The sequence below is a fragment of the Arthrobacter pascens genome, assembly GCF_017052465.1.
Classification (GTDB): Bacteria; Actinomycetota; Actinomycetes; order Actinomycetales; family Micrococcaceae; genus Arthrobacter; species Arthrobacter pascens.
In genome coordinates this window covers 19,414-44,440 of sequence record NZ_JAFHKT010000144.1, presented here as the reverse complement: position 1 = coordinate 44,440, position 25,027 = coordinate 19,414, and the positions used below count along the sequence as shown (strand labels likewise).

The following is a 25,027-nucleotide window of genomic DNA, read 5'->3' as shown; positions in this document are numbered from 1 at the left end:
GGTCACACGCCGGGCGAGTAACCGTCGGCGGCGGACACCAGCGGCCTTGCCTGATCGGTGGTCCTGCACGCCCGCAGCGCTTCGGTGCGCGACAGGGCGGTGCGCCGCAGGCCTGCCACGGGAACACCCTCGTTCACGGCGGGCGGGCGGGGCGCGGCTTGGCGGGGTGGCGACGGGCGGTGCGGGGATAGGCGGTCCATCCGCGATGCCGAAATCTCCCGTACGAGACCCATACCGGCGTACTCGCGGACTGCGGCAATTCCCTTTACCGCTTCCTCCTTATCGGAAAAGGCCCGGGACACGGCCATCACGGTACCGTCCGGGGCTGTGATCTGGAATCTGAACGCAGCGTCGTCGTCAAGGAAAAGTTCGAACATACCGGCCATAAAAATCCCCCTCGTTCAACAGAAATACAAGGCTTCCGGTGACACCATCGGCACCGGAAGCAGTCCACGTGTTCCTGAATCACGCCGTGGATAATGCAGGGCGCAATTTGATGAATTTATGAAATTGTGAACTAGGCGGGCCTGTTTTGCAAGGCCTGTCCATCGCCAGTACCGGGTTCATGCCGCTCCATTCCGCGGATTTCCGGGCCACTGAGTGCGGCCGAAGATACGCGCAACTAGACAGACCGTTCTGTCTCTATACTTGAATCTAGGTGGGCCGTTCGGCAGCGCCGGTATGGATGGGACTGCAGCGGAGGAAATCCAGGTGGATGACATGCCAGGCAGCGTGATCCTGAGCGACATAAAAGCAGACCTCTTCAAGTCGATGGGCCACCCGGCACGGATCCTCATCCTTGAGATGCTGCTTAACGGCCCCGTGGCCGTGAGCAGGCTACGCGATGACACAGGCCTTGAGGCCTCGAACCTCTCCCAGCACTTGGGCATCCTCCGGCGGCAGCGGCTGATCGTCCCCTCGCGGAAAGACGGCCGTCTCTTCTACGAACTCTCCTGCTCCGACGTGCGCGGTGTCCTGGAAGCCGCCGGCGGTCTGCTGGGGTCTGTGCGGATGGCCGACGACAACCTGCAAACTGCGGGCTGACATGCCGACAGGCGGCCGCCCGGCGTCTGTTCGCTGATAGCCGCCGGAACTTCACCTCCCGTTAACGGCCATAGCTTAGCGTTGCTCTTCTAAGACCCGTGCGCGGGAAACTTGGGCAAGGAGGGGAACGATCGTGGCCGACATTGCTGCTGTCCTGGGGCGTCTCGCCCCGCACGAACTTGAGGAGATCCGAGCCACGGGGCCACACGGCCACCTGAGCCGGCACATTATCCAGGCACTGGACCGCGCCGCCGGAGGTCCCGGTTCAGGGCGCGGCTACTACGTGCCTGCCGGAAGCGTCAGCCCCACGGGAAGCCCCCACCAGATCCTGCGGAGCGACGTCGCGGCCTGGCTTTTCGGCGCAGCGGAACGGAACGAAGCGGCAAGTTCCGTTTAATGGGCCCGATCGGCGGAGACCGGCAGATATCTCAGTACAGGAAGATGTCGAACCATTCGCGGTTGTGGGCGTGCAGCAGGACCAGGAACAGGACAAAGTCGAACAGCAGGTGGACGGCCACAATGTAGGAGAGCGACTTGGTCACCGTGAAAATGCGGGCCTGAAGCAGCGCGAACGGGAAAATGAACAGCGGCGCCCAGGCCCGGAATCCGAGTTCCCACAAGAAGGACGTGAACAGTACTGCCTGCAGGAGGTTGGCCTGCCAGTCGGGCAGATGTCGGCGGAACAGCGTAAAGGCCGTGCAGATGAAAAACAGTTCATCCCAGATGCCCAGGGCGTTGGTCCCGATGAAGAGCCGTGTGATGCCGTCGGGATCGTGCACTGCGGGCCAGTTCTGGTAGACGCCTGTCCGGACCATGTAGACGGGCAGCACAGCGTAGCCCAGCACCAACACCACGGGCAGGTACAGCTTCTCCCCCCGCGTCCACTTGTTGCCGGTCATGACGGGAAACACGATCGCGCGCTCCTTGGTGACCCAGCGGGACACCGCATACGGGATGCCCACGGCCAGGACCATGGCGGACCCCATGACGAGCATGTGCGAGGTGCTGACGTCGGTGGTGATCGGAACGGCGCTGATCAGCAGGATTCCGGCGGCGATGAGGATGAGATCGCGGAAAAGCGCCTTGTCAACGAGCGCAGCAAGCACCAGCGAGGCCGCAAGCAGGGCGTAGCCGGCGACGGGCTGGTGCACCGCGAAGAGCAGGAAACCGGACAGCGACAGCATCGCCGCAGGGACCACGCGAACGGACGTCCCCTTGGCGGTGCTCTGCTCTGCGACAGGGAGGTTCACCGGTGCCTGAACTCCGGCTGGCGCTTCTCCGAGAAAGCCGCCATGCCTTCTTTCTGGTCCTCGGTGGCGAAGAGCGAATGAAACAGGCGCCGTTCAAAGAGCACGCCCTGCGCCAGCCCCGTCTCGAAGGCCGCGTTGACGGCTTCTTTGGCCAGCATGGCGGCAGGCTTTGACTTGGAGGCGATGACCTCGGCGGCCTTCAGCGCCTCTTCCACGGTGTCCCCGGCCGGAACCACCCTTGCCACGAGTCCGGAGCGCTCTGCCTCGTCCGCATCAATGAACCGGCCGGTCAGGATCATGTCCATCGCTTTGGCTTTGCCCACGGCCCGGGTCAGCCGCTGGGAGCCGCCCATCCCCGGAAGGACTCCGAGGTTGATCTCGGGCTGGCCGAACTTGGCGTTGTCCCCGGCGACGATGAAGTCGCACATCATCGCCAGCTCGCAGCCGCCGCCCAGGGCGAAGCCGGACACTGCGGCGATCAGCGGGATCCGCAGCCGGGTGAGGTCTTCCCACCCACGGAACCAGTCGGCGTCGTACATCTCCATGTAGCCCTGCGATGCCATCTCCTTGATGTCGGCGCCGGCGGCAAAGGCCTTCCCCGAGCCGGTGATCACCACCGCCCCCACGCCCGGATCGGCGTCCATGGCGGACACCGCAGCGACGAGTTCATCCAGTGTCGCCCTGTTCAGCGCGTTCAGTGCTTCGGGCCGGTTCAGGGTCACGAGACCCACGCGCCCGCGGCGCTCCACCAGAATGTTCCCGTACTCCTGCGTCATGCATGCCCCTTACGTATTTGGTCCCTAACTCAAGCTAAGCCTACTTACCGGATTTGTCCCGAATGTCGGTGATAATGCCGGAGAAATCCCTTCCGGCACCGCCTTCGGCTGCGAAGGCATCGTAGATTTCCGAGGCCAGCGGACCCATCCGGGCTGCCACCCCGGTGCTTTGGACGGCGTTCAGGGCCAATTTGAGGTCCTTCGCCATCAGCGCCCCGGCAAACCCCGGCTGGTAATCGCGGTTGGCCGGGCTGGTGGGCACCGGCCCCGGAACGGGGCAGTTCGTGGTGAGCGCCCAGCACTGGCCGGAAGCTGCGGAGGCGACGTCGAACAGCGCCTGGTGCGTCAGCCCCAGCTTCTCACCCAGGACGAACGCCTCGCTCACCGCGATCATGGACACGCCCAGGATGAGGTTGTTGCAGATCTTTGCCGACTGTCCTGCGCCGTGCTCTCCGCAGAGGACTGCGCGCTTGCCCATCACGTCCAGCATGGGCCGCACGGTTTCGAAGTCCTCGGGCAGCGCTCCCACCATAAAAGTCAGCGTGCCTGCCTCGGCTCCCACCACGCCGCCGGAGACCGGCGCGTCCACCGAGCGGTGCCCGGCGTCGAGGGCCAGCCTGGCCGCTTCCCTGGCCTCATCGACGTTGATGGTGGAGCAGTCAAGGAACATGGTGTTCGGGCCTGCAGCTGCGAGCAGCCCGGGCTGGCCCTCCGCGCCCCGGTAGGCGTCGAGCACATGCTGTCCGCTGGGGAACATGGTGAGGACCACGTCCGCTCCGGCCACGGCCTCGGCGGCGGTGCCGACGGTGGGCACGCCGTGCTCACGAGCCGCTTCCAGGGCCGCGGGCACTACGTCGAATCCTGCCACGGTGTAGCCGGCCTTGACGAGGTTGACCGCCATGGGTCCGCCCATATGCCCCAGCCCCAGGAACGCAATGTGCTCCTTCCTGCCCGCAGAATCGTCTGCGGTTCCTGCAACGTCCGGTGTCGCTTCGTCAGGCATGATCGGTTTCCCTTTCCAACAGAACCAGCTCCCTATCCCCCAGCGGGGCAAAGTACCGCTCGACGTCGTCCGCGTGCACTTCCGTCAGCGTGGGCGGCCGCCACTGCGGCTTGCGGTCCTTGTCCACCACCTGGGCCCGGATCCCTTCGCGGAAGTCCGGCCCGCTCAGGCAGCGCAGGCCCACCCGGTATTCCTGTGCCAAGGCCTCGTCCAGGCTTAGCTCCGCGGCCCGGCGCAGCGACGCCAGGGCCACCTTCACCGCCGTCGGCGACTTAGCCTCGATGGTATCCGCGGCCTCGGCCGCCTCACCTCCGGCGGCCCGGAGCCTCCGGAGGATTTCGCCGGCGTCGTCGGCCACGTAGCAGGCGTCGATCCAGTCCCGCTGCGCCTCCAAAGCGGAGACAGGCGGCTTCTCTGCGAAGCGCCCGACGGCGGCTTCCGCGCTTTCGCTTTCCAGCGCCGCCGCCAGCTCAGCGAGCCTGCCGGACGGAACAAAGTGGTCCGCGAGGCCCAGGAACAGGGCGTCGGCTCCGCTCAGATGTGCTCCGGTCAAGGCCGCATGCGTGCCGGCCTCCCCCGGCGACCGCGCGAGCAGCAGGGTTCCGCCGACGTCGGGCACGAATCCGATGGTGGTTTCCGGCATCCCGGTCCTGGTCCGCTCGGTGACGACACGCATGGAACCGTGGGCGGAGATGCCCACGCCGCCGCCCAGGACCAGCCCGTCCATGAACGCCACATACGGCTTGGGGTAGCGGGCAATGAGTGAGTTCAGCCGGTATTCAGCCTGCCAAAAGTCGGCGGTCTCCTGCCCGCCCGCGAGGATATCGCGATAAATGGCCACGATGTCCCCGCCGGCGCATAAGCCCCGCTCACCGGAACCCTGCACCAGAACGGTTTCCACGCCGTCGTCATCCGCCCAGGCGGCGAGCCGCTCCAGCATCGCGGCCACCATGCCGGCGTTGAGCGCATTGACCGCCTTTGGGCGGTTCAGCGTGATGACGCCGAGGCGGCCGCGCTGCTCGAACAGCACCTCATCCGTGGAACCCTCTATCGTTTCAGCAGTCATCAGCTTCCTTCCGGCATGATGAAGCTGGCGCCCTGGCGGATACCGGAGGGCCAGCGGGTGGTCACGGTCTTGGTCTTGGTGTAGAAGCGGAAGGCATCGGCACCGTGCTGGTTGAGGTCGCCAAAGCCTGACGCCTTCCACCCGCCGAACGTGTAGTAGGCAATAGGCACCGGGATAGGCACGTTGATTCCCACCATGCCCGCCTGGACGCGGCTGGCGAAGTCGCGGGCCGCGTCCCCGTCGCGGGTGAAGATGGCCACGCCGTTGCCAAACTGGTGCTCGCTGCAGAGACGGAGGGCTTCGCCGTAGTCCGAAGCGCGAAGGACACTCAGCACCGGGCCGAAGATCTCCTCCTTGTAGATCTTCATGTCCTTGGTGACGTTGTCGAAAAGGGTAGGCCCGATCCAGAAGCCGCCCTCGTAGCCGTCGACGGTGAGCCCGCGGCCGTCGGCCACCAGCGTCGCACCGTCGTCCACGCCGGACTGGATGTAGTTTTCGATCCGCTCTTTGGCAGCTCCCGCCACCACCGGCCCGAAGTCCGAGTCCTTGTCCAGGCTATGGCCAACCTTCAGGTGCTTGACCCGGTCTTCCAGCTTGGCAACCAGCGCGTCGGCAGTGTTCTTGCCCACGGGAACCGCCACGGAGATGGCCATGCAGCGTTCCCCGGCGGATCCGTACCCCGCGCCGATGAGGGCGTCGGTAGCCATGTCGAGGTCCGCGTCAGGCATGATCACCATGTGGTTCTTGGCGCCGCCGAAGCACTGGGCACGCTTGCCGTGGGCGGCGGCGGTCGCGTAGATGTACTGGGCGATGGGTGTCGAGCCCACAAAGCCGATGGCCTTGACGCGCTCGTCCTCAAGCAGCGCATCCACGGCCTCCTTGTCGCCGTTGACCACGTTGAAGACGCCGTCCGGCACGCCGGCCTCCGTATAGAGCTCGGCCAGCCGGAGCGGCACTGACGGGTCACGTTCGGAGGGCTTGAGGATGAAGGCGTTGCCTGCGGCGAGGGCCGGCCCGGACTTCCACAGCGGAATCATGGCAGGGAAGTTGAACGGCGTGATCCCGGCAACCACGCCCAGCGGCTGGCGCATGGAATGGACATCAATGCCGGAGCCGGCGCTGTCAGAGAACTCGCCCTTGAGGAGATGCGGCGCCCCGGCGGCGAATTCCACCACCTCAATGCCGCGCTGGATATCCCCCTTTGAATCCGCGACGGTCTTGCCGTGCTCCGAGGACAGCAGCCTTGCAAGCTCGTCCAGGTTCTCGTTCACCAGGTCCACGAACTTGAGCAGGATGCGCCCGCGCCGTTGGGTGGTCATTGCACCCCACTCCGGCTGGGCTTTCTCTGCGCTGGCAATGATGTTGCGGACTTCCGCCGCGCTGGCCAGCGGGAGCCTGGCCTGCACCTCACCGGTACAGGGGTCATAAACGTCGCTGAACCGGCCGGAGGTTCCGTCTATCCTGTGGCCGTCAACGTAGTGGGACAGTTCGCGCACCATGATGGAATGCTCCTTTGCATGTGACCCAGGTCATCTTGGAGCTGAATATACTCGGACTTCCTACTAAATTCCAGAGTCCGAAGTCCGCGCTAAGTGACCCCGTTCTGCGGGCACTGCCCCGTTGCGCCCCGTTCATCCCGGGCCCAAGTTCGGTAAGTTAGGAACTGTGAAGATAGCTACCTGGAATGTGAACTCGCTGCGTGCCCGTGCCGACCGTGTGGAGGCTTGGCTGCAGCGCTCTGACTGCGATGTCCTTGCCATCCAGGAAACCAAGTGCAAGGACGACAACTTCCCGTGGGAGCTGTTCGAACGGATGGGCTACGAGGTGGCCCACTACGGCCTCAACCAGTGGAACGGCGTGGCGATTGCCTCCAGGGTGGGGCTCGAGGACGTCGAACGCGCCTTTGTGGACCAGCCAGTCTTTGGCAAGGCGGGCTCGGACCCCATTCAGGAAGCCCGCGCCATGGCCGCCACGTGCGGCGGCGTCCGGGTCTGGAGCCTGTACGTCCCCAACGGCCGGGCCCTGGACGACGAGCACATGCCCTACAAGCTCAAGTGGCTGGACGGCCTTAAGAACCAGGCCGCCGGCTGGATCGCCGAAAACCCCGAGGCGCAGATCGCCCTGATGGGTGACTGGAACATCGCACCCACGGACGACGACGTCTGGGACATCGACTTGTTCCTGACGCAGGGCCTGACCCACGTCAGCGAACCGGAACGCGCCGCCTTCCGCGCATTCGAGCAGGTCGGCTTCTCGGACGTGGTGCGCCCGCACACCCCAGGTCCCGGTGTCTACACGTACTGGGACTACACGCAGCTGCGCTTTCCCAAGAAGGAAGGCATGCGGATTGACTTCATCCTGGCTTCGCCTGCCCTTGCCGCCCGGGTCACCGGCGCCTCCATCGACCGTGAGGAACGCAAAGGCAAGGGTGCCTCCGACCACGCGCCCGTGCTCTTGGAGCTGGCCGACTGATGAGGGCTGAACACTCATGACGGGCAGCCTCTACCGCGGGCAGGCCGGGCTGCCGTTCTCGTCCACGCTGCGGGTCTATGAGCCTTTGGATGCCTTCCCCGAGGACCAGCGTCCGGCGCTCAAGGCTGCCGGCGAGCGGGCGGTCTCCCGCGCTGCGGTCGAGAACGCCGAGCTGCTGGCCTCCCTGGGGCGGATCACGCGGCCCGGCGGAGATCCGTTCCCGACCGGACGGACCGACCTGGTGCGGGTCATGCGCCACCTTGGGCTGCCGGCCGCGGACGAATCCAAGGATTCGGCGGACGCGGCCGATGCCGACGCCCTCCTCTATTGCCCCAGTCAGCTTGTGCTGCGGGCCGGACTGGCAGCCAATGCGCTGATGGAGGGCATCCACGGACCACTGGCTGAACTCCTGATTCCGGAAGAGCAGCGGGACCGGCATCAGGAGCGGATCGACCTCGTCAGCGCCCGGGAAGGTGCCACCCGGGTCCACACCAGGGCATCCACCTGGGGCATCCCGTTCAGCTGGTTCTCGCTGTTCCTGGAGTCGGACCCGCAGGAAGTGGTCGAGGCCGGGGGCCGGATCCTCACTGTCCGGGTTCTGGCGCCGATTACCGAGGCCCTCGACCGGGTGCGCTACGCCGTGGCCAACCTCGCGTTGGCCGCTCCGGATCTCGACATGCTCGACGACCTCACCCAGCTCACCGAGTGGTTGGAACTCTTCCACGTGGAGTCCATGGTGGAGCTGGATTACGGGGCCGTGGCAGACAAGGTGTATCCCGATGACTCCCCCATGGATGTCCGCCTTGGCATCGAGTGCCTCGCAGAGGGCGACATGACCGGCGCAGCCGCCGCCTACCGCCGGCTCGCGTCGCGGTGGATTCCCATCCGCCAACTGGCCCGGGCATCCTGACCCGTTGACCCGTGCTGCGCTTCGTGCGCCCTAAGACCTGGGCGGCGCCGTTGTGCGCCGCACGATCAGCTGGTGGGGCGCAACGGCGGACTGCACCGAGCCGGTGATGCCGAGGAGTTCATCCAGGAGCATCTTCGTCCCCAGCTCCGCCTGTTCGTCCGGGCGCTGGCCCACGGTGGTCAAACCCATGGCGTCGGAAAAGTCGTGGTCATCGATGCCGATCACCGACAGGTCCTCGGGCACCCGGACCCCCACCCGTTGTGCTTCGAAAATGACGCCCATGGCCATTTCGTCGGAGGCACAGAAAATCGCGGTCGGCTTCGGGCCGGGCTGGCCCCACAGCCGCCGGAACGCTTCCTGGCCGCTGCGGAGGGTGAAATCGCCCCATTCGTCCCACTCCGGGCGGACCTCAAGCCCCGCCGCCGCCATCACGTCCTGGAACGCCAGGATACGGACGCGCGGGACGTCGAAGTTGAGGTCGGTTTCGTCGTCCCCGTGGAGCAGGGCAATGTCGCGGTGGCCCAGGTCGATCAGGTGCTTGACGGCCGTGGAGGCGGCCGCATAGTCGTCAATGCCGATATAGGCGCATTCCTCGACATGGCCGCCCACCACCACCAGCGGAATGTCGATCTTCTGCAGGTGGTCAAGCTCGTCGTGGGACAACGCCATACACAGGACAAGGAGCGCATCGATCTGCTTGTAGACCATGGTCTTGCTGAAGAGCCGCTCACGGTGGCTGCCGTGGCCGCCCAGGTTGAACAGGGACAGGTTGTATTGCCGCGCATGAAGCTCGCGGTCAGCCCCTTCAATGGCCTTGGAAAAGAACCAGCGGCTCACGAACGGTGCCAGCACTCCGATGGTCTTGGTACGGCCGGTTGCCAGGCCAGAGGCCGACGAGGACGCCACATAGCCCAGGGCGCCGGCAACCTCGAGAATCTTTGCCCGTGTTGCCGGCGAGACGCGCGGCAAGCCACGCACGGCGCGTGACACCGTGGCAGTGGACACCCCCGCAGCTGCCGCCACGTCCTCGATGCTCACACCGGAGTGGCCGCCGCGCTGAGCCCGGTCAGTTGTGCGCGCCACGGTGTCCCTTCAAAGGCCTGCTGCAGATTTCCGCCATCTCATTCTCCCAACGGCAAGAAACCATTTTAGTCTGGGCCTGCGTGTGTCAGTTGCGCCGCGTGGCGGTGCGTGCCGGAAGGCGCCTGCGGAGCCGGATCATCCCGTAGAGCGCCAGCAGGATGGCCAGCAGACCGAGCGCCCATCCCAAGGCAGGCTGGGCGGTCAGCTCCATCCAGACGGTGACGACGAGCAGCACCACAGCCCAAAAGCCCAGGAATCCGATGATGATGTCGAAGTCCTCGCCGGAACGGACATGCTTATGCCCGAGCCCTGCTGCCGGCTTCTTGCCCTGCGGCGCTGCTCCGTCCGTCACTTGACTGCACCCGCTGTCAGGCCAGCCACGATCTTGCGCTGGAACACCAGCACAAGAATCACCAGGGGAATGGTGACAATGGTGCCGGCCGCCATGATGGCCGTGTAGGGGATCTGCTGGGGCTGCGCACCGGCGAAGTTGGCAATTGCCACCGTTACCGGCTGCGTTGCGTCGCTGGACAGCTGGCTGGCGATCAGGAACTCGTTCCAGGAGGAGATGAACGCCAGGATGGCCGTGGTGAAGATGGCCGGAGCCGCCAGCGGCATGATGACCTTCCGGAAAGCCTGCCCCTGCGTGCAGCCGTCAACACGTGCCGATTCCTCGAGCTCCCACGGCATTTCGCGGAAGAAGGACGTCATCGTGTAGACGGTCAGCGGCAGCACGAACGAGATGTTCGGAATGATCAGCGCCTGGTAGGTGCCCATCCAGCCGATGTTGGTGAACAGCTGGAAGAGCGGCGTGATCAGGGCAACGCCGGGGAACATGGAGGCACCAAGAATGAAGCCGAGGACCAGGAACTTGAACCTGAAGTTCAGCCGGGCAAGGGCGTAGGCGGCGAAGACGCCGATCAGCAGCGAGATGGCTGTCACCACCACACCGATGAAGATGCTGTTCAGCAGCGCCTGGCCAAACCTGTTGCCGAAGGACGTGTCGAACGCTGTTATGAAGTTATCCAGCGTGACATGTGTCGGGAAAATCGACGTGTCGTACGTGAAGCCGACCTCGCGGAACGCGACGACGACCATCCAGTACGCCGGTGCCAGGCACCAGATCAGGATGACTGCCGCACTGATGTACGTACGCCCCTGCGCCCATTTTTCCTTGTTCTGCGCCGCGCGGCGGCCCCTGTCCTGCTCTGCGCGGAGGGCTGTCCCGGTGCTCATTTCTTCCCCTTACCGGTGGCGCCGCTTTGCTCCACAACGTTCGCCCCGAGGAAGCGGACAAAGATGAAAGCGACCAAAAAGATGATGATGAAGGTAATGGTGGACAACGCCGCCGCCGAGTTGAACCCTTGCCGGATCTGGTTGATGACAAGGATGGACAGCGTGGTGGTGTTGTTCGCACCGCCCGTGAGGATGTACGGCAGGTCGAACATGCGCAGCGCATCCAGTGTGCGGAAGAGGATGGCCACCATCAGGGCCGGTTTCACCAGCGGCAGGGTAATCATGCGGAACCGCTGCCAGGCGCTGGCTCCATCCACCTTGGCTGCCTCGTAGACTTCGGCCGGGATCATCTGCAGGCCTGCCAGGATCAGCAGCGCCATGAAGGGCGTCGTCTTCCACGTGTCAGCGATGATGACCGCCCACTTGGCCGGCCACTCGCTTCCGGTCCACAGGATAGAAGCGTTGAAGAGCTTGTTGGCGATGCCCTGGAAGTCGAAAATGAACAGCCACAGCTGGGCCGTCACGGCGGTGGGGATGGCCCACGGCACCAGGACGGCTGCGCGCACGAGGCTCCGGCCCTTGAAGCTCCGGGCCATGATCATGGCCATCCAGAAACCAAGGATGGTCTCCAGCGTGACCGTGATGATCGTGAAGATGAAGGTGGTCTGGGTCGCGGTCCAGAACTGCGCTCCCAGGGTTCCGGGAGGACAGGCGACAGTCCCGCCGTCGGCGGTGCCGCACTGCTGCGCGATCCAGTTGACGTAGTTCTGGATGCCTGCCGGGCCGCCCGCCGTGAAGAGGCCGGTGGCAGGATCGAGCCCTGCATCCTTTTGGAAGGACATCACGATGGCGCTGATGATCGGGTAAACGATCACCACGGCCAGCGCGATGATGGTCGGGGCCAGCAGCCAGGAGGCCCATTTGCCCTGGCTGAGGATCTTGTTGTCCTCACCCACGCCCTTGGGCCCGTGGTGGATCGGGGTACCGCCCGACGCCGGTGTCTTGACCGGCGTCGGGCCTACTTCGGTTGCCATGGCTGGACTACGATCCCGCACCGGCGGCTTCGATGGACTTCTGCATATCAGACAGCGCCTGGTCCACCGGCTTCTCACCCTTGAGCGCTGCGTAGGAGTTCTCCTGGATGGCCTGGGTGACGGCCGGGTAGAACGGCGTTACAGGGCGGGGAACGGCATTCTCGATCGAAGTCTTCAGGACCGGCAGGTACGGAAGCTTCTTCACGAGCGCGGCGTCATCGTAGAGGGCAGTGATCACTGGAGCCAGTGAACCCTGGGTCGCGAAGAACTTCTGCTGTTCTTCCTCGACCAGGAACTTCACGAAGTCAAGGGCGGTGGCCTTGTTCTTAGAGTAGACGCTGATGGCAGCGCTGTGTCCACCCAGCGACGAGGCGCCGGGACCGTCCTTGCCGGGAAGCGGGGCCATGCCCAGCTTGTCCTTCACCTTGGACGCACCTTCGGTCGTCGCCAGGTTGTAGACATACGGCCAGTTGCGGTGGAAGAGCAGGTTGCCGGACTGGAATGCGCGGCGGCTTTCCTCTTCCTGGTAGGTGATGGCTTCCTTCGGGATGTTGCCGTCCGCGAACGCCTTGACAAGGTTCTCAAGACCGGCCTTGGCCTCGGGAGTGTTCAGGCTCGGCTTGCCGTCCTTGTCCAGCACGGAGCCGCCGGCGGAGTTGATGGCCTCGGAGGCGTTGACCGTAAGGCCCTCGTACTGCTTGTACTGGCCGGAGAAGCAGCCGATCTTGTTCTCCTTGGCGATGGAACACATCTGCATCATCTCGTCCCAGGTCTTGGGCGGGGTGGGGACGAGGTCCTTGCGGTAGTACAGGATGCCGCCATCGGAGGACACCGGCGCTGCGTACAGGGTGTCCTTATAGGATGCGCTGTCCACCGTAGGCTTCAGCATGGCGGAGGTGTCCAGCGCCATCTTGTCCTTAAGGGGCTGCAGCCAGCCCTTCGCGGCGAATTCGGCGGTCCAGACGACGTCCACGCTCGCGACGTCGTAGTTGGCGTCCTTGGCCTGGAAGTGCTGGACCAGGTCATCGTGCTGCTGGTCGGCCTGGTCGGTCTGCTCCTTGAACGTCACCTTTTCGTTGGGGTGCGCGGCATTCCACTTGGCGATCAACGGACGGACCACATTGCTGTTGTCCTTGCCCTGCACATACGTGATGGGACCGCGGCCGTCGAGACCGTTGGCTGCGTCACCGCCACCGGCTGTGGTGCCGCCCCCGCCACCGCCGCCACAGGCGGAGAGCGTGAGGGCGAGAACGCCGGCGGTAGCGACCGGCAATAAGAATTTGCGGGTTTTCATTGGCAAAGAACTCCTCGCTGAGTGACAAAGAAAAGTCGTTAGGTGCGGTTGTTGTGGTGACCATCACACTAGTAACGTTGCGGAAAGAAATGCAAGCGTTTACACCTAATTGTTACCGGAGAGGCAACTATGAGCCACCGCCCCATTTCAACGCCCGGTTCTGACATAGAGGCGTGGTGGGCCAGCGCCGTCGTCTATCAGATCTACCCGCGCTCCTTCGCGGACGCCAACGGAGACGGCATGGGCGATCTGCGCGGCGTGACTGCGCGGCTGCCCTATCTGAAAGAGCTCGGCGTCGATGCCGTCTGGCTGTCACCGTTCTACAAGTCCCCGCAGGCGGACGCTGGATATGACGTCGCCGACTACCGCCAGGTAGACCCGATGTTCGGCAGCCTGGACGACTTTGACGAGATGTTGCAGAAAGCTCACGCCCTCGGCGTGAAGGTGATCGTGGACCTGGTGCCGAACCACACGTCCGACGAACATGTGTGGTTCCGCGAGGCCCTGGCCGCGGAACCGGGGTCGGCCGCCCGGGAACGTTACATCTTCAGGCCCGGGAAGGACGAAGTGGACGGTTCCGGTGACGGGAACATCGCCCCGAACAACTGGAAGTCCATCTTTGGCGGCCCGGCCTGGACGCGGACCACCAACGCGGACGGCACGCCGGGCCACTGGTACCTGCACCTGTTCGACACCAAACAGCCGGACCTCAACTGGGAGAACCCCGAGGTGTGGGAGGAGATGCGGTCCGTCATCAGGTTCTGGCTGGACCGCGGCGTGGACGGCTTCAGGGTGGACGTGGCGCACGGAATGGTCAAGGAGGCCGGGCTGCCGGACTGGGACGGCGTGGCTGCCATGGTGGAAGGCTCAGCCGACGCCCGGCACCTCCCGGATGCCCCCGGCGCCCACCCGGAGTCAGTCGAGCCGCACACGGCCCACCACGCCAGCCTTGCGGCCGGCAGCGCCGGCGCGGATGACGCAGCCCGGGGCAAAGTCTCCGTGCTGGCTCCGGGAGAGGGCGCGCAGCATCAACCGGTGTCTCCGCTGTATCCGCCGTCGCCCTTCTTTGACCAGGACGGTGTCCACGACGTCTACCGGGACTGGAACCGTGTCCTGGCCGAGTACGACGGCGACCGCATGCTCGTGGCCGAAGCCTGGGTGGAACCGGCGGAACGGCTGGCACGGTATATCCGCAAGGACGAAATGCACCAGGCGTTCAACTTTGATTTCCTGCTCGCCGGCTGGAACGCCGGGCGCATGGCGGTAGCCGTCGAGGAGTCGCTCGAGGCTGCCGCTTCGGTGGGCGCCCCGACAACGTGGGTGCTGAGCAACCATGACACCGTCCGCCACCCGAGCCGGTTCGGGTTGTCCGATCCCACAAGCTTCCCGAAGGGCATTGCCGCGGAGGACGAGCAGCCGGATGCGGCCCTGGGCCTCGCCCGCGCGCGGGCGGCCACGCTCGTGTCACTCGCCCTCCCCGGCTCGGCTTACCTCTACCAGGGGGAGGAACTGGGCCTTCCGGAACACACCACCGTGCCCGCGGACGCGCGCCAGGACCCGACGTTCTTCCGCACAAATGGCGTAGAGCGCGGACGCGACGGCTGCCGCGTTCCCCTGCCGTGGAAGTCGGACGAACCCGGCTTCGGTTTCGCCGAGGCGTACACAGCGGCGGGGTCGACGACTGCCGGCGCACCGGCCGGGCCGTGGCTTCCCCAGCCGGACTCGTTCGGCGGGCTCGCGGCGGACAGACAGGAAGGCGTCGCTGGTTCCACGCTTGAGCTGTACCGCTCGGCGCTGTCCCTGCGACGGAGCCACGGACTGGGCTCGGGCACGTTCTGCTGGGCCGACATGCACGATCCGGAACTGGGTGTGCTGGCCTTTGAGAACCGGGACGTCCTGGTGGTGGCGAACATGGGGACCGAGGCGACGCCCGTCCCGGACGGCTACCGGGTGGTTCTGTCGAGTGACGCGGCGACAGGGTCAGGAGCCGGAGCCGACGCCGACAGCGCCGTCATTGCACCCAACAGCGCGGCCTACCTGTTGGCCGGGTAGGCCCCAACCAAGAGGTGCCGCCACAACCGACAGAGCGCCGCGTGCCCTCGGGGACGCAGCGCTCTGTCGGTGATGGGACAGGCCGAAGGACTACTTGCCGCCCTTGAGGAGTCCGGCAAGCTTGGCCCAGAAGCCCTTGACCTTCTCGGTAAAACCACCAGCGAGTTCCTTGGCGTTGCCTGCTGCGTCGCTCGCCGCTTCCTTCACATTTGCGGCGACGTCCCCTGACAGGAGTTCCTTGACGTTCCCGGCTGCCTGTCCGGCGAACTCCTTGACGTGTTCCGCTGTCCCGCCCGCCAACACTTTGACGTTTTCAGCGGCGCCGCCTGCAAATTCCTTGGCGTGGCCCACAGCATTCTCGAGTCCGTCTTTTGCAGCGTGGTTTCCTGTTACTCCTTCGCGCACAGTGTTCTCCCTTGTCGACGGCTTGGCCGGGTTGTTGGCCCCGGCGGCGGGCCGTGTGACCTGCGGCCACAACGTGCCCTCGCCTTCAAACTAGGCGCCAGCATGACCCTGAGGCAAAGGCCCACGCCGGGCAGGACATGCAGAGGTCACAATCAGCGGACGCGCTCCGCACGGCTGAAGCGGGTGCGGGCGCCGGCCGCGATGTGCACCAGCACGGGTGTTTTCTGGCCGACAACCTCATCCAGCGCCGCGACAAGGGCAGATGCGTCCTCCGCGAGAAGATGCGGCGCCACACCGGACCGCGGGTGAAGGCGGATCTTGAGCGCGGGCTGCCCGCGGACCTCATAGGTGCTGACCGTGGCACTGGCGAGATCGGGACGTTCGGCAAGCGCGTTCTTGAGGGACTGCTCCGCCACGCCGCTGCCGATGCGGACGTCTCCCGGTACGCCGCCGGGGTCCTCGGCGGCCAGCAGCAGCCCTGATCGCCCCTTTCCCTGCTGGGCGACCCACGCCACCACGAGCCCGATCACCAGGACCAGGACGAGCGAGAGGACGATCCAGAGCCAGCTCTCCTGCCGGCCCGGGAACGTTGTCCCGTCGAAAAGCCGGTTGGCGCCGTCCCTGACACCCGCGGACCAGGACTGCCACCACGAACCCACAGCGGGAACCGTGGCCAGCAGCATGAGCAGGATGCCCACAGCCAGGAGCTTGAGGCCGAGGATCCCGATGAGGATCCTGTTGAGCAGGCGCGGAGTGCTGTTCATGCCCCGATCACCCCGGACTCCGCCAGGTTGACCCGGACTGCGGGGAGGGGAATGGGCGCCATGGCACGGAGTTCGTCCTCGACGGCCTCCCGGACCGCGTTCTCACTGACCGGAACACCGGATGTGGGGCGCACGTTGACCACCGCCTGGCGCTGGGAGACCACCACCATGACCTGCTCCGGCGTGACGTTGGCCGCAAGGCGGGCCCGGCGGGCGAGGGCGGACGCTATGACTTCGTCGTCCACCACCACAGCGACGCGGGGCTCTTCGAGCAAATGCCTCGCCCTGCGTCCAGGCAGTATGGCGCTGAGGAAGAAGAACAGACCGGCCGCTGTCACGACGGCACCCGTAACGCCCAGCAGGAGCGGCGGGACGCCGCTCGGCAGCGCAACGATCCGTTCGGCCGCTGATTGGGGGTCGATCAGCCAGGGAGGCTGGCCGATCGCCCGGACTGCCGACTCAAGGAGGGCATAGAGGGAGACGAGGACAACAAGGACGGCGGCGATGCCGGCCGCTGCGGCACGCGAGGAGTGGGTTTCCCGGTGGAGGACGCGGCGCATGTCAAATGATCCGGCGTTCACGGGACCGGCGGCATCGCCCGGGTCTCCATCCGCGGGATTCTGCCGTTCGATGACTGAGCTCAACGTACCCGGCCCCTTTCCGTGACGTGCGCGCCGCTGATGCGGATATCCACCCTGCTCAGGCGTGCGCCGCTGAGTTCCGTGACGGTGGTGAGGATCTCCGACCTGGCTGCAATGGCCCGCTCCCGGATGGAGCCGCCAAAGGCCGGCACCCGGGCAGGGTCGCGCACGACGGCCGTCAGGGAAGGGATTTTGATCGGAGTGACGAGGGACAACGCCAGCAGGCCGTCGTCGTCCGACCAATCCGCGCGGACGTCGTGCGGAGGAATCCCCAGCGCCGCACCTGCCGCCGCCTTCGCCAGGCTCGTCAGGGCCTGGGTGCTGATCCTATTGTGACCGCTGTAGAGCCGGCTGGGAGTCGCTTCGGCTTCCTCGCTCATGACGAGGAGCGCCGGCCGCTCAGGGCATCAATGACGCTGCGCAGGTCCAGTTTCCCTTCTGCGGCGCGGCCCAAGAGGGCGCCAACGCCCATGAAGAGCAAGGCGACCAGGAATCCCCACAGACCGAACTGGAGCGACATGAAGGCCACGAACGCACCGATCCCGATTCCCACGACCGTCAGGCTCACAGGATCGCCTCCCTCTCAGGTGCTGCCGCCGGACCCGCGGGCTTCACGGGCGGCGCGATGTAGACATCATTGATTTCGACGTTCACTTCGATGACCTGGAGTCCGACAAGCTTCTCGACTGCCGAATAGACGGCGGCCCGAACCTGGTTGGCCAGAGAGTGGAGCGGAGTGCCGTAGGTTGCGACGAGGGTGATATCAACAGCGACCTGGGTCTCGCCCACCTCGGCGTGCACCCCGGCGGCGTGGTCGGAGCTACCCACGGCGTCCCGGATGGCCCCCAAGGCCCTGGATGAGCCCGTCCCCAGGGAGTAGACGCCCGGCACAGCCCGGGCCGCGATTCCGGCCACCTTAGCAACCGCTGTTTCAGAAATGACTGTGCGTCCGCCGCCAGCGGCCTGGCTGAGGGCCGTTTGCGTGCGGATGCCGGCAGGATCCGGATTCTCGTATTCCATCAGGCGCTCCCCTTCTGTTGAACTCAACCCTATCCCCTAGGTCGGACAACGTCAGGGGGTGGCGCGGGCACGATTCGCCTATCGGTTCCGAGCGCGGGGCCTAGGCACAGTTAGTGGCCAGCCATTGGTTCACGGGGGCGATGGCCTCCTGGAACTTGCCGCTCGAATAGACGGTCTGGTCGCTCAGACCGGCCACCGCCACCTCGTTCAGCCTCGCGAAGTCTGCCTTGATCGAGTCAGGTACGCGCTGCGCCGTTTCGCTGAGCTCGGCCTTCTTCTGCTCAAGCTCCGCGGTCTTCCCCTGGGCAGCGGACATTGGGAGCAGCGAGGCGCCGGTGGCCTGCTCGGCGATGGCCTTGCACGCTTCGGCGGCAGTGGCGAAGCCGCCAAAAGCGCCAGACGGCGTGCTTGTCTCCGGCGCGGCAGCCGGGCTGCTCGTGGACCCGGAACCATTGGAGGACGACGGCGTGCTGCCGGCCGTCGGGGCGGTGCAGGCGGTAAGTGCCACTGCGGCGAAGAGAGCGGTGGCGGTCAGCGTGCGGGCAAAGTTTTTCACAGTTCACATTTCCTGGATTGGTTCGCCGCCAGCAGGCGGCCTTGACTGGCCGGCGCAAGAGCCGGCCGTATCCCCCGGCGTGCGAGTCTAGCCGTGACCGCCGCATGCATTCCAAGTTGACAGGGCACGGGTCCGCCGGTCCGCAGCGCGCGTATTCGTATTTGTATATGTATATAAGGAACGGCGGTCAGATGCCCGCCGGCGCCATGAACGCAGCAGAGGCGCCCGGACTTGATCCGGGCGCCTCCGCCGATGTACTGCTATGCCGGCCTAATCACCGGCCTACAGGTCAAGCCCGGCTCTACTTGTAGAGGCCGTTGCCTCCAACGCTGACGTTGGTGGGCAGGTAGCCGAACGGGCCGAGGCCGTTCTTGCCGAAGCTGCGGTCAACCTGGGATACGCCGTCGCGGAAGTTGATCTTCACGGTGGGCGAAAGGGATCCGCCGCGGACGCCGTTCACGTTGTCGATGAAGGACTGGACCAGGCCGCCCGGCTGCACGTAGTGCGAGTAGGCCTGGAACTGGCGGCCGTTCTGGTTGGGGGTCGGGGCCTCCGGGGATTCGGACGGCAGGTTCAGGTCCGTCGGGGAGCCCAGTGCCAGGCCGCTGTTGTTCATCGGCTGGTAGTCGGAGCGGATGCCGTCGCCCACGAAGCCGTAGACGCCGTCGGGACCGCGCATGCCGGCTGCATAGGTGAACTGGTGGCTGATGGTGAACAGGTAGTACTTGTTCTTGCCGCCCTCATTCTGGATGAAGATCTGCGGGCGCTCGGTCTGGTCGTTGACGCAGTTTCCGGAGAGGATCGGGGGCAGGAACTTCCACTTGGTCAGGTCCTTGTTTTCAGCCACTGCCAGGCCGACGTTTGCGGTCTGGTAGTAGGCGCCGCTGTTGTTGACCTCGTCGAGGCTTTCAGCGTTGGGGTCGCCCTTACGGTAACCCAGGTCCTCGTTCTTGCAGCGGTAGTCGCCGCGCTTGGCGCCGGTGTTGCCTTCGAAGACCATGAAGGTCTTGCCGGGGTGTGCCGGGTCAGCGAAGGTGTACGGGTCACGGAAGGCGAAGCCCGGGTTCTGCTCCTTGGTCTGGTACATCTTGCCGTCCGGTTCGAGCAGCTTGTGGTGCTTGAAGCCGTCGAAGGTCACGCCGTTCTCGTCGGCGTGGATCTTGCCGAGAGCCTTGGCAATGGCCGCGTCAGGGGCAATTCCGCCGCCGCCGGCGTTGCGCTCCTTGACGTCGTAGAACGTGGTGGCCGTGTAGAACACGTTCACCTGGTTGCCCTTCATGAGGCGGGTGGACCCGGACCATTCGGTGTTGCCGATGGACGTGTTGTCCAGGAAGAGGTGTCCGCCGTAGTTCCACTTGTCCTTGGCCGGGTCGGCGTTGGTCTTGCGGAAGAAGTAGCCGATGCGGGCGTTCCAGTGGCGCTGGTCGAAGCCGTAGCCTGCGTGCCGGTCAGCGACGAGGGAGAAGATGACGTCGTAGCCCTTGTAGCTGATCTGGTTGGCGTGCTCGTCGGTCAGGGACCAGGTGTCCCAAACCCACACGTCGTCGTTCATGGTGGGGAAGTCCTCGGGGATTTCCGGCATGGTGACGTCGGGGCTCATCGAGTTCTCGCCGGGCTTTACCGTGGAGTCGCTCTGCGCCATGATCTGCTTCGCGTCCGCACGGGTCCACTTCGAGGTGAAGTCGGACGCCGGGTCGTAAGCCTTCTGCGTGTGCTTTGTAGGCAGGGGGAAGCCGGGGGCGGGAGCCGGCATCTGCTGCTGGGCCGGCGGATCCGACGGTTCGTTTGCCTGTGCCGAAGGCGTGGCAAGGAACGTCGAAGCTGCGACAGCCGCCGCCAGAGCTACGGCGGCGGGGCGCCACCGCAGCATCCGGGGGGTGTTGGGGTGCTTGTGCATGTTTTTGCTCTTCTCGCGGAGTTACGTTCGTGGAAGATGGGCTGATGCCCTGCCCCCCAGCACTCCGGAAATCCCCGCTGACACGACATGCGTCATCGAGGACGCCGTTGTGTCGAGGGAGAACGGGGTTTGGGTAGGACCCCGTCAAGGTGGCTCGAGATGTCATACATTGCTCGGCACACCCCCACGGTAGACAACGTTGTCAGCCGAGCTCAACCCGGTTTTCAGGGGCATCGAGTCGTCCCGCCAATTTAGTGCAAGCGCTTACATCTACGTTTCCGCGCGCGTGCCACAGCGCAGGAAATTGATCAACCGGAACGTAACAATGACGTCACCTGCGCTTACGCGTTCGGCAGGGGGCAAAAGAGTGATATCCGTCATGGCCGGCTCCCCTCCCAAACCTGGCTGGCAGAAGACCAACGGCACTGCCGGAGAATGGATGAGCCTCTCCGGCAATTGAGCCTGTCTATGCCCGGCGCGTTGGCCCCGACAAGGTCGACCGGCAATCCGGGCACGAAAAATGCCGCCGTTCCACCGTGTGGACACGGGGGAACGGCGGTTAAAGAAGAAAAGCACCAGTTCCGAAGAACTGATGCTTCCCAGTGGTGGCTCCGACCGGCGTCGATCCGGTGACCTTTCGATTTTCAGTCGAACGCTCTACCAACTGAGCTACAGAGCCTAGGTGACATGTCACCATGAGAGCCGGAATTTCTTCTGGCAATCAGAGCGACCCTGACGGGACTTGAACCCGCGACCTCCGCCGTGACAGGGCGGCGCGCTAACCAACTGCGCTACAGGGCCTTGCTTGTACTGCGTGTTTCTTGCTGCTTGCAGTATCGCTACTGCAATTTTTCAAGGCCTTTAGCCTACCAGACTTTTTGGTCTGGTTTGACCACTTCCTTGCGTACCCCCAACGGGATTCGAACCCGTGCCGCCGCCGTGAAAGGGCGGTGTCCTAGGCCGCTAGACGATGGGGGCCTGAACTCAGTACGGGTTGTTCCGGGCAAAAATAAAGGGCCGAAGCCTTTCGTTTTTGTCCCTTCGAGTTGCTCCGAACTGGACCTCTAAAACTATAGAGCCTCCTCCGGGAATTTCCAAAATCGGCGATGACGCCGCCCCAAAGTCCGGCAGCCGCCCGGAAATTTTGGCAGTTTCTCGCCTAGACGTGACCGATTTCCGCCAGCCCAGGAACCCGACACAGGACTAGATTGGCACCATGGCAACCACCGCCCGCACCGGCCCCATCCAGCCAGCAGATCCCCACAAGGGCGCTTCCCAGGCAGCAAAACCGGCAGGCTCCTCCCCCGGCCGCGACATCGCCCCTCCGGATGCCTCCGCACCGCTGGACTCCTCCGCATCGCCCGGCCCGGCCGGGCCGCGCATCAGCCGACTGGGCGTCGCCGCCGTCGTCATCACTGTGGTGCTTTGGGCGTCCGCTTTTGTGGGGATCCGCGCCGTCGGCCCCAGCTTCTCCCCCGGCTCCCTGACACTGGGGCGCCTGGCAATTGCCGCCGTCGCGCTTGGCGTTGTGGTCCTGCCCAAGCTGCGCATGCTGCCGCGGGGACGTGAATGGTGGCCAATCCTCGCATTCGGGGTCATGTGGTTCGGCGGCTACAACATCGCCCTGAACGCCGCCGAGCACCTGCTCGACGCCGGAACTGCCGCGCTGCTGATCAACGTCAACCCCATCCTGATCGCTGTACTGGCCGGCATCGTCCTCAAGGAGGGATTCCCGCGCTGGCTCATCATCGGCAGCGCCATAGCGTTCGGCGGCGTCGCCGTCATCGCGCTTGGCTCCGGGCAGCGGTCGACGGCGGACGTGGCCGGCGTGCTGCTCTGCCTCCTGGCCGCTGGGCTCGCCGCCGTCAGCGTTATTGTCCAGAAGCCGGTGCTGCGGAAGTTCTCCGCAGGGCAGGCCACCTGGTTCGGCATCATGGTGGGGTTCCTGTGCTGCCTGCCGTTCAGCGGCCAGCTGGTCACGGAGCTGCAGGCCGCGCCGCTGCCCGCCACCCTGGGCCTCGTCTACCTCGGCGTCTTTCCTACCGCCATTGCGTTCACCACATGGGCTTATGCCCTCTCCCTCATCGACGCAGGCAGGCTGGCCGCCACCACCTACCTGGTGCCGGCCACCACGGTGCTGATCTCCTGGCTGGTGCTCGGAGAAATCCCCACCGTCTGGGGCCTTGTCGGAGGTGCCATCTGCCTGGTGGGCGTGGGCCTCACACGGCGGAGATCCCGCTAAAGTTTGGGGTATGCCCGCAAACCTGCCGCCAGGACTTCCCATCGTGCCGGACGGCGCCGGTGATTCCTCCGGCTTCGACATGTCCGAAACTGATTTCGAGGCAGCCGTCAGCGACGCCCTGGACATGATCCCCGCAGACATTGCGCGCGCCATGGACAACGTGGCCGTCTTCATCGAGGACGACTACACACCCCAGCCGGGCGAGGACCCGGACACGGTTCTCCTGGGACTTTATGAGGGCGTGCCGCTGACCGAACGCGACTCGTGGTGGGACGCGGGCTCACTGCCGGACCGCATCACCATTTACCGCCAACCCATCCTGGACATCTGTTCCTCCCGCGAGGACGTGGTGGAGGAAGTCGCCGTGACGGTGGTCCACGAAATCGCCCACCACTTCGGAATCGACGACGACCGGCTCCACGAACTCGGTTGGGATTAGCCTAGAGGCATGGGACACGACCACAACCATGCCCCGGGCATCACAGCGACCGGCAAGCACAGACGCCGTCTAATCGCCGTCCTGGCCATCACCATGGCCGTGGTTCTCATTCAGGTGGCAGGGGCCGCCCTGTCGGGATCCCTGGCACTGCTCGCAGACGCCGGGCACATGCTTTCCGATGCGGCGGGCGTCTTCATCGCGCTCCTGGCCGCGTGGATCGCTTCCCGGCCTGCCAGCGACCTGCGGACCTACGGCTACCAGCGCGCCGAGGTGCTGGCGGCCCTCGCCAACGCCCTGATCCTCGTGGCGATCGCCGTGGTGATCTTCACCGAGGCCATCCGCAGGATCGGAGCCGCTCCGGAAGTGCAGACGGACATCATGCTGTACGCCGCCATCCTCGGCGCCGCGGCGAACCTCGTCTCGCTGCTGATCCTGCGGGGCGCCCAGAAGGAAAGCCTCAACGTCCGCGGGGCCTACCTCGAGGTGCTGGGGGACCTCCTGGGCTCCATGGCGGTCATCGCCGCGGCCGTGGTGATCATGCTCACGGGATTCCTTGCCGCGGACACCATCGCCTCCGTCCTCATTGCCATCATGATCCTGCCGCGGGCATGGCACCTGCTCCGGGACGTTGTGGACGTGCTGCTGGAAGCCGCCCCGAAAGGGGTGGAGGTCCAGATGATCCGCGAACACATCCTGTCGGTGGCAGGCGTCGTGGCGGTCCACGACATCCATATCTGGACCATCACGTCGGGCGTGCCGGTGTTCTCCGCCCATGTGGTGGTGGAGGACGGCGTACTCAGCGCCCGCGGGGCGGACCAGGTCCTTGACAAGCTCACCACCTGCCTCGGCTCGCACTTCGACACCGAACACTGCACCTTCCAGCTCGAACCTGCCAGCCACTCCGAGCACGAATCGCACCAGCACGCCTGAGCGCGCCGGCTAAGCGCGCCGGCTAAGAAAGGAGGCCGGACGTTGTCAGCGGAACACGCCCGGCAAAATGCCACCGAATGACACTGGTGTTGTTTATGTTAAAGATGAGACCCTTGTTGCCAAAGTGAAAATTGACCCGTAGCCTCAATGCTGCTGGGCATCCCGAGGGGCACTTCCGTGCCGCCTCCAGACCCGTTCGTCCCGGCCCGAGCGCTGCGAGGTTTGCGAATGAGTTTGACCGGTCCCGGCCGCAAGGCTGCCGCCCTCTGCGCAACTGCCGTCCTTCTTGGGTTTCTCGCCGGCCCGGCACAGGCCGACAGGCCGGCTGGCGCCCACCCGGCTGGCACCTTCCCGGCTGCCGTCACGGTTCCCGCCGCGCCGCAGGTCCCCTCCCCCGACGACATCGCCGCGGCCAAATCCAGTGAAAGTGCGACGGCGGCCAAGGTCACCGACATCGAGGGCCTCCTGGCGGAGGCAGCCGCCGCCCAGTCGAGCACCTTCGCGCGGAGCCTGGAAGCGAACAACGCCTACAGCGATGCCCTGGTGGAACTCCGGGTCCGGACTGACGCCGCCGACGCCGCGGCCGCCAGAGCCAGCGCCGCGGACAAAGAGCAGGAGAAGAGCCGCAAGGAGATCGGCCAGCTGGCCGGGGACCTGTACCGCAGCGGCGGGCTGAACCCGGCGCTCAGCAGCTTCGTGACCGGCAACGGTGATGTCCTGGAGCAGGCAGCCACCCTGCAGGCCCTCTCGGCCGGCCGCAGCCGCGCCTTCGAAACGGCCGAGGCCTCGGCCTCCGCGGCGGAGTCCCTGACCGCAGCCGCTGCAGACGCCCGGCGGGCAGCCGACGATGCCGCCAAGACCGCCGAATCGCTCAAGGCCGCGGCCGAGCAGGCGAACGCGGCACAACTGCAGG

At 65.4% G+C, this 25,027-nt stretch carries 28 protein-coding genes and 3 tRNA genes; 8 read left to right on the top strand and 23 right to left on the bottom strand.

What is annotated here, in order from left to right:
• Window positions 1-2: 2 nt before the first annotated feature.
• Window positions 3-386: a YegP family protein gene (locus tag JYA52_RS14240; protein WP_205653824.1), complete on the bottom strand. Its 384-nt coding sequence runs from the start codon at window positions 384-386 to the stop codon at window positions 3-5.
• Window positions 387-720: 334 nt separating this feature from the next.
• Here JYA52_RS14240 and JYA52_RS14235 point away from each other — a divergent pair, with 334 nt between their 5' ends.
• Together JYA52_RS14235 and JYA52_RS14230 are read left to right on the top strand one after the other, a co-directional pair.
• Entirely contained in the window at window positions 721-1,044 is a 324-nt protein-coding gene (locus tag JYA52_RS14235; protein WP_240460357.1) for an ArsR/SmtB family transcription factor, read from the top strand.
• A 133-nt stretch (window positions 1,045-1,177) separates the two neighbouring features.
• Window positions 1,178-1,441 carry a hypothetical protein gene (locus tag JYA52_RS14230; protein WP_205653822.1) on the top strand — a complete coding sequence of 88 codons (264 nt, stop codon included), beginning with the start codon at window positions 1,178-1,180 and terminating at the stop codon, window positions 1,439-1,441.
• Window positions 1,442-1,472: 31 nt separating this feature from the next.
• Here JYA52_RS14230 and JYA52_RS14225 read toward each other — a convergent pair whose 3' ends face one another.
• From JYA52_RS14225 to JYA52_RS14205, 5 genes are all read right to left on the bottom strand, one after another.
• Window positions 1,473-2,228, bottom strand: a complete 756-nt coding sequence (locus JYA52_RS14225) for a CPBP family glutamic-type intramembrane protease (RefSeq protein ID WP_240460355.1) — start codon at window positions 2,226-2,228, stop codon at window positions 1,473-1,475.
• Between the two features lie 62 nt (window positions 2,229-2,290).
• The gene (locus JYA52_RS14220) at window positions 2,291-3,070 is read right to left on the bottom strand and encodes an enoyl-CoA hydratase (RefSeq protein ID WP_205653821.1); all 780 of its coding nucleotides are present in this window, start codon (window positions 3,068-3,070) and stop codon (window positions 2,291-2,293) included.
• A gap of 40 nt (window positions 3,071-3,110) precedes the next feature.
• Window positions 3,111-4,073, bottom strand: coding sequence for a 3-hydroxyisobutyrate dehydrogenase (mmsB, locus tag JYA52_RS14215; protein WP_276208581.1), 963 nt, complete (start codon window positions 4,071-4,073; stop codon window positions 3,111-3,113).
• The gene (locus tag JYA52_RS14210; protein ID WP_205653820.1) at window positions 4,066-5,139 is read right to left on the bottom strand and encodes an enoyl-CoA hydratase/isomerase family protein; all 1,074 of its coding nucleotides are present in this window, start codon (window positions 5,137-5,139) and stop codon (window positions 4,066-4,068) included. Before JYA52_RS14210 ends, mmsB begins: the two co-directional genes overlap by 8 nt.
• On the bottom strand, window positions 5,139-6,638 hold the full coding sequence (locus tag JYA52_RS14205) for a CoA-acylating methylmalonate-semialdehyde dehydrogenase (RefSeq protein WP_205653819.1): 1,500 nt from the start codon (window positions 6,636-6,638) through the stop codon (window positions 5,139-5,141). Before JYA52_RS14205 ends, JYA52_RS14210 begins: the two co-directional genes overlap by 1 nt.
• 166 nt (window positions 6,639-6,804) lie before the next feature.
• On the opposite strand from JYA52_RS14205, the gene JYA52_RS14200 reads away from it, so the two are divergent.
• Together JYA52_RS14200 and JYA52_RS14195 are read left to right on the top strand one after the other, a co-directional pair.
• Window positions 6,805-7,611: an exodeoxyribonuclease III gene (locus JYA52_RS14200; protein ID WP_205653818.1), complete on the top strand. Its 807-nt coding sequence runs from the start codon at window positions 6,805-6,807 to the stop codon at window positions 7,609-7,611.
• 16 nt (window positions 7,612-7,627) lie between these two features.
• Window positions 7,628-8,521, top strand: coding sequence for a DUF8083 family protein (locus JYA52_RS14195; protein WP_205653817.1), 894 nt, complete (start codon window positions 7,628-7,630; stop codon window positions 8,519-8,521).
• Between the two features lie 30 nt (window positions 8,522-8,551).
• Here JYA52_RS14195 and JYA52_RS14190 read toward each other — a convergent pair whose 3' ends face one another.
• From JYA52_RS14190 to JYA52_RS14170, 5 genes are all read right to left on the bottom strand, one after another.
• Window positions 8,552-9,604: a LacI family DNA-binding transcriptional regulator gene (locus JYA52_RS14190; RefSeq protein WP_205653816.1), complete on the bottom strand. Its 1,053-nt coding sequence runs from the start codon at window positions 9,602-9,604 to the stop codon at window positions 8,552-8,554.
• Window positions 9,605-9,689: 85 nt separating this feature from the next.
• Window positions 9,690-9,956, bottom strand: coding sequence for a hypothetical protein (locus tag JYA52_RS14185; RefSeq protein WP_205653815.1), 267 nt, complete (start codon window positions 9,954-9,956; stop codon window positions 9,690-9,692).
• Window positions 9,953-10,840 carry a carbohydrate ABC transporter permease gene (locus JYA52_RS14180; protein ID WP_205653814.1) on the bottom strand — a complete coding sequence of 296 codons (888 nt, stop codon included), beginning with the start codon at window positions 10,838-10,840 and terminating at the stop codon, window positions 9,953-9,955. The genes JYA52_RS14185 and JYA52_RS14180 overlap by 4 nt, the downstream gene beginning before the upstream one ends.
• Window positions 10,837-11,874 carry a carbohydrate ABC transporter permease gene (locus JYA52_RS14175; RefSeq protein ID WP_205653813.1) on the bottom strand — a complete coding sequence of 346 codons (1,038 nt, stop codon included), beginning with the start codon at window positions 11,872-11,874 and terminating at the stop codon, window positions 10,837-10,839. Before JYA52_RS14175 ends, JYA52_RS14180 begins: the two co-directional genes overlap by 4 nt.
• 7 nt (window positions 11,875-11,881) lie before the next feature.
• On the bottom strand, window positions 11,882-13,168 hold the full coding sequence (locus tag JYA52_RS14170) for an ABC transporter substrate-binding protein (protein WP_205653812.1): 1,287 nt from the start codon (window positions 13,166-13,168) through the stop codon (window positions 11,882-11,884).
• Window positions 13,169-13,297: 129 nt separating this feature from the next.
• Between JYA52_RS14170 and JYA52_RS14165 the strand changes: the two genes are divergently transcribed.
• Window positions 13,298-15,220 carry a glycoside hydrolase family 13 protein gene (locus JYA52_RS14165; RefSeq protein ID WP_205653811.1) on the top strand — a complete coding sequence of 641 codons (1,923 nt, stop codon included), beginning with the start codon at window positions 13,298-13,300 and terminating at the stop codon, window positions 15,218-15,220.
• A 90-nt stretch (window positions 15,221-15,310) separates the two neighbouring features.
• Here JYA52_RS14165 and JYA52_RS14160 read toward each other — a convergent pair whose 3' ends face one another.
• The 11 genes from JYA52_RS14160 to JYA52_RS14110 all read right to left on the bottom strand — a co-directional run bounded on the left by JYA52_RS14160 (window position 15,311) and on the right by JYA52_RS14110 (window position 21,481).
• The gene (locus tag JYA52_RS14160; protein WP_205653810.1) at window positions 15,311-15,625 is read right to left on the bottom strand and encodes a hypothetical protein; all 315 of its coding nucleotides are present in this window, start codon (window positions 15,623-15,625) and stop codon (window positions 15,311-15,313) included.
• 152 nt (window positions 15,626-15,777) lie between these two features.
• Entirely contained in the window at window positions 15,778-16,389 is a 612-nt protein-coding gene (locus JYA52_RS14155) for a hypothetical protein (protein WP_205653809.1), read from the bottom strand.
• Window positions 16,386-17,033 carry a DUF6286 domain-containing protein gene (locus JYA52_RS14150; protein WP_205653808.1) on the bottom strand — a complete coding sequence of 216 codons (648 nt, stop codon included), beginning with the start codon at window positions 17,031-17,033 and terminating at the stop codon, window positions 16,386-16,388. Before JYA52_RS14150 ends, JYA52_RS14155 begins: the two co-directional genes overlap by 4 nt.
• Entirely contained in the window at window positions 17,030-17,410 is a 381-nt protein-coding gene (locus JYA52_RS14145) for a hypothetical protein (RefSeq protein WP_205653807.1), read from the bottom strand. The genes JYA52_RS14150 and JYA52_RS14145 overlap by 4 nt, the downstream gene beginning before the upstream one ends.
• Entirely contained in the window at window positions 17,407-17,598 is a 192-nt protein-coding gene (locus JYA52_RS14140) for a hypothetical protein (RefSeq protein ID WP_205653806.1), read from the bottom strand. Before JYA52_RS14140 ends, JYA52_RS14145 begins: the two co-directional genes overlap by 4 nt.
• Entirely contained in the window at window positions 17,595-18,050 is a 456-nt protein-coding gene (locus tag JYA52_RS14135; protein WP_205653859.1) for an Asp23/Gls24 family envelope stress response protein, read from the bottom strand. Before JYA52_RS14135 ends, JYA52_RS14140 begins: the two co-directional genes overlap by 4 nt.
• Before the next feature lie 100 nt (window positions 18,051-18,150).
• Window positions 18,151-18,606 (bottom strand): hypothetical protein, encoded by a 456-nt coding sequence (locus tag JYA52_RS14130; protein ID WP_205653805.1) that lies wholly within the window; start codon window positions 18,604-18,606, stop codon window positions 18,151-18,153.
• 301 nt (window positions 18,607-18,907) lie between these two features.
• Window positions 18,908-20,503 carry a glycoside hydrolase family 68 protein gene (locus JYA52_RS14125; protein ID WP_205653804.1) on the bottom strand — a complete coding sequence of 532 codons (1,596 nt, stop codon included), beginning with the start codon at window positions 20,501-20,503 and terminating at the stop codon, window positions 18,908-18,910.
• 603 nt (window positions 20,504-21,106) lie between these two features.
• Window positions 21,107-21,182 (bottom strand) — tRNA-Phe (locus JYA52_RS14120).
• Between the two features lie 48 nt (window positions 21,183-21,230).
• Window positions 21,231-21,304: transfer RNA gene (locus tag JYA52_RS14115), tRNA-Asp, on the bottom strand.
• Window positions 21,305-21,408: 104 nt separating this feature from the next.
• Window positions 21,409-21,481, bottom strand: a tRNA-Glu gene (locus JYA52_RS14110).
• Between the two features lie 238 nt (window positions 21,482-21,719).
• On the opposite strand from JYA52_RS14110, the gene JYA52_RS14105 reads away from it, so the two are divergent.
• From JYA52_RS14105 to JYA52_RS14095, 3 genes are read left to right on the top strand one after another with little or no spacing between them, the layout of a single operon-like run.
• The gene (locus JYA52_RS14105; RefSeq protein WP_205653803.1) at window positions 21,720-22,745 is read left to right on the top strand and encodes a DMT family transporter; all 1,026 of its coding nucleotides are present in this window, start codon (window positions 21,720-21,722) and stop codon (window positions 22,743-22,745) included.
• A 10-nt stretch (window positions 22,746-22,755) separates the two neighbouring features.
• Complete coding sequence (locus JYA52_RS14100; RefSeq protein ID WP_205653802.1) at window positions 22,756-23,184, top strand: metallopeptidase family protein; 429 nt, start codon at window positions 22,756-22,758, stop codon at window positions 23,182-23,184.
• A 9-nt stretch (window positions 23,185-23,193) separates the two neighbouring features.
• Entirely contained in the window at window positions 23,194-24,114 is a 921-nt protein-coding gene (locus tag JYA52_RS14095; RefSeq protein ID WP_205653801.1) for a cation diffusion facilitator family transporter, read from the top strand.
• 144 nt (window positions 24,115-24,258) lie between these two features.
• Here JYA52_RS14095 and JYA52_RS22960 read toward each other — a convergent pair whose 3' ends face one another.
• Window positions 24,259-25,020, bottom strand: coding sequence for a hypothetical protein (locus tag JYA52_RS22960; RefSeq protein WP_307869373.1), 762 nt, complete (start codon window positions 25,018-25,020; stop codon window positions 24,259-24,261).
• Window positions 25,021-25,027: the final 7 nt, after the last annotated feature.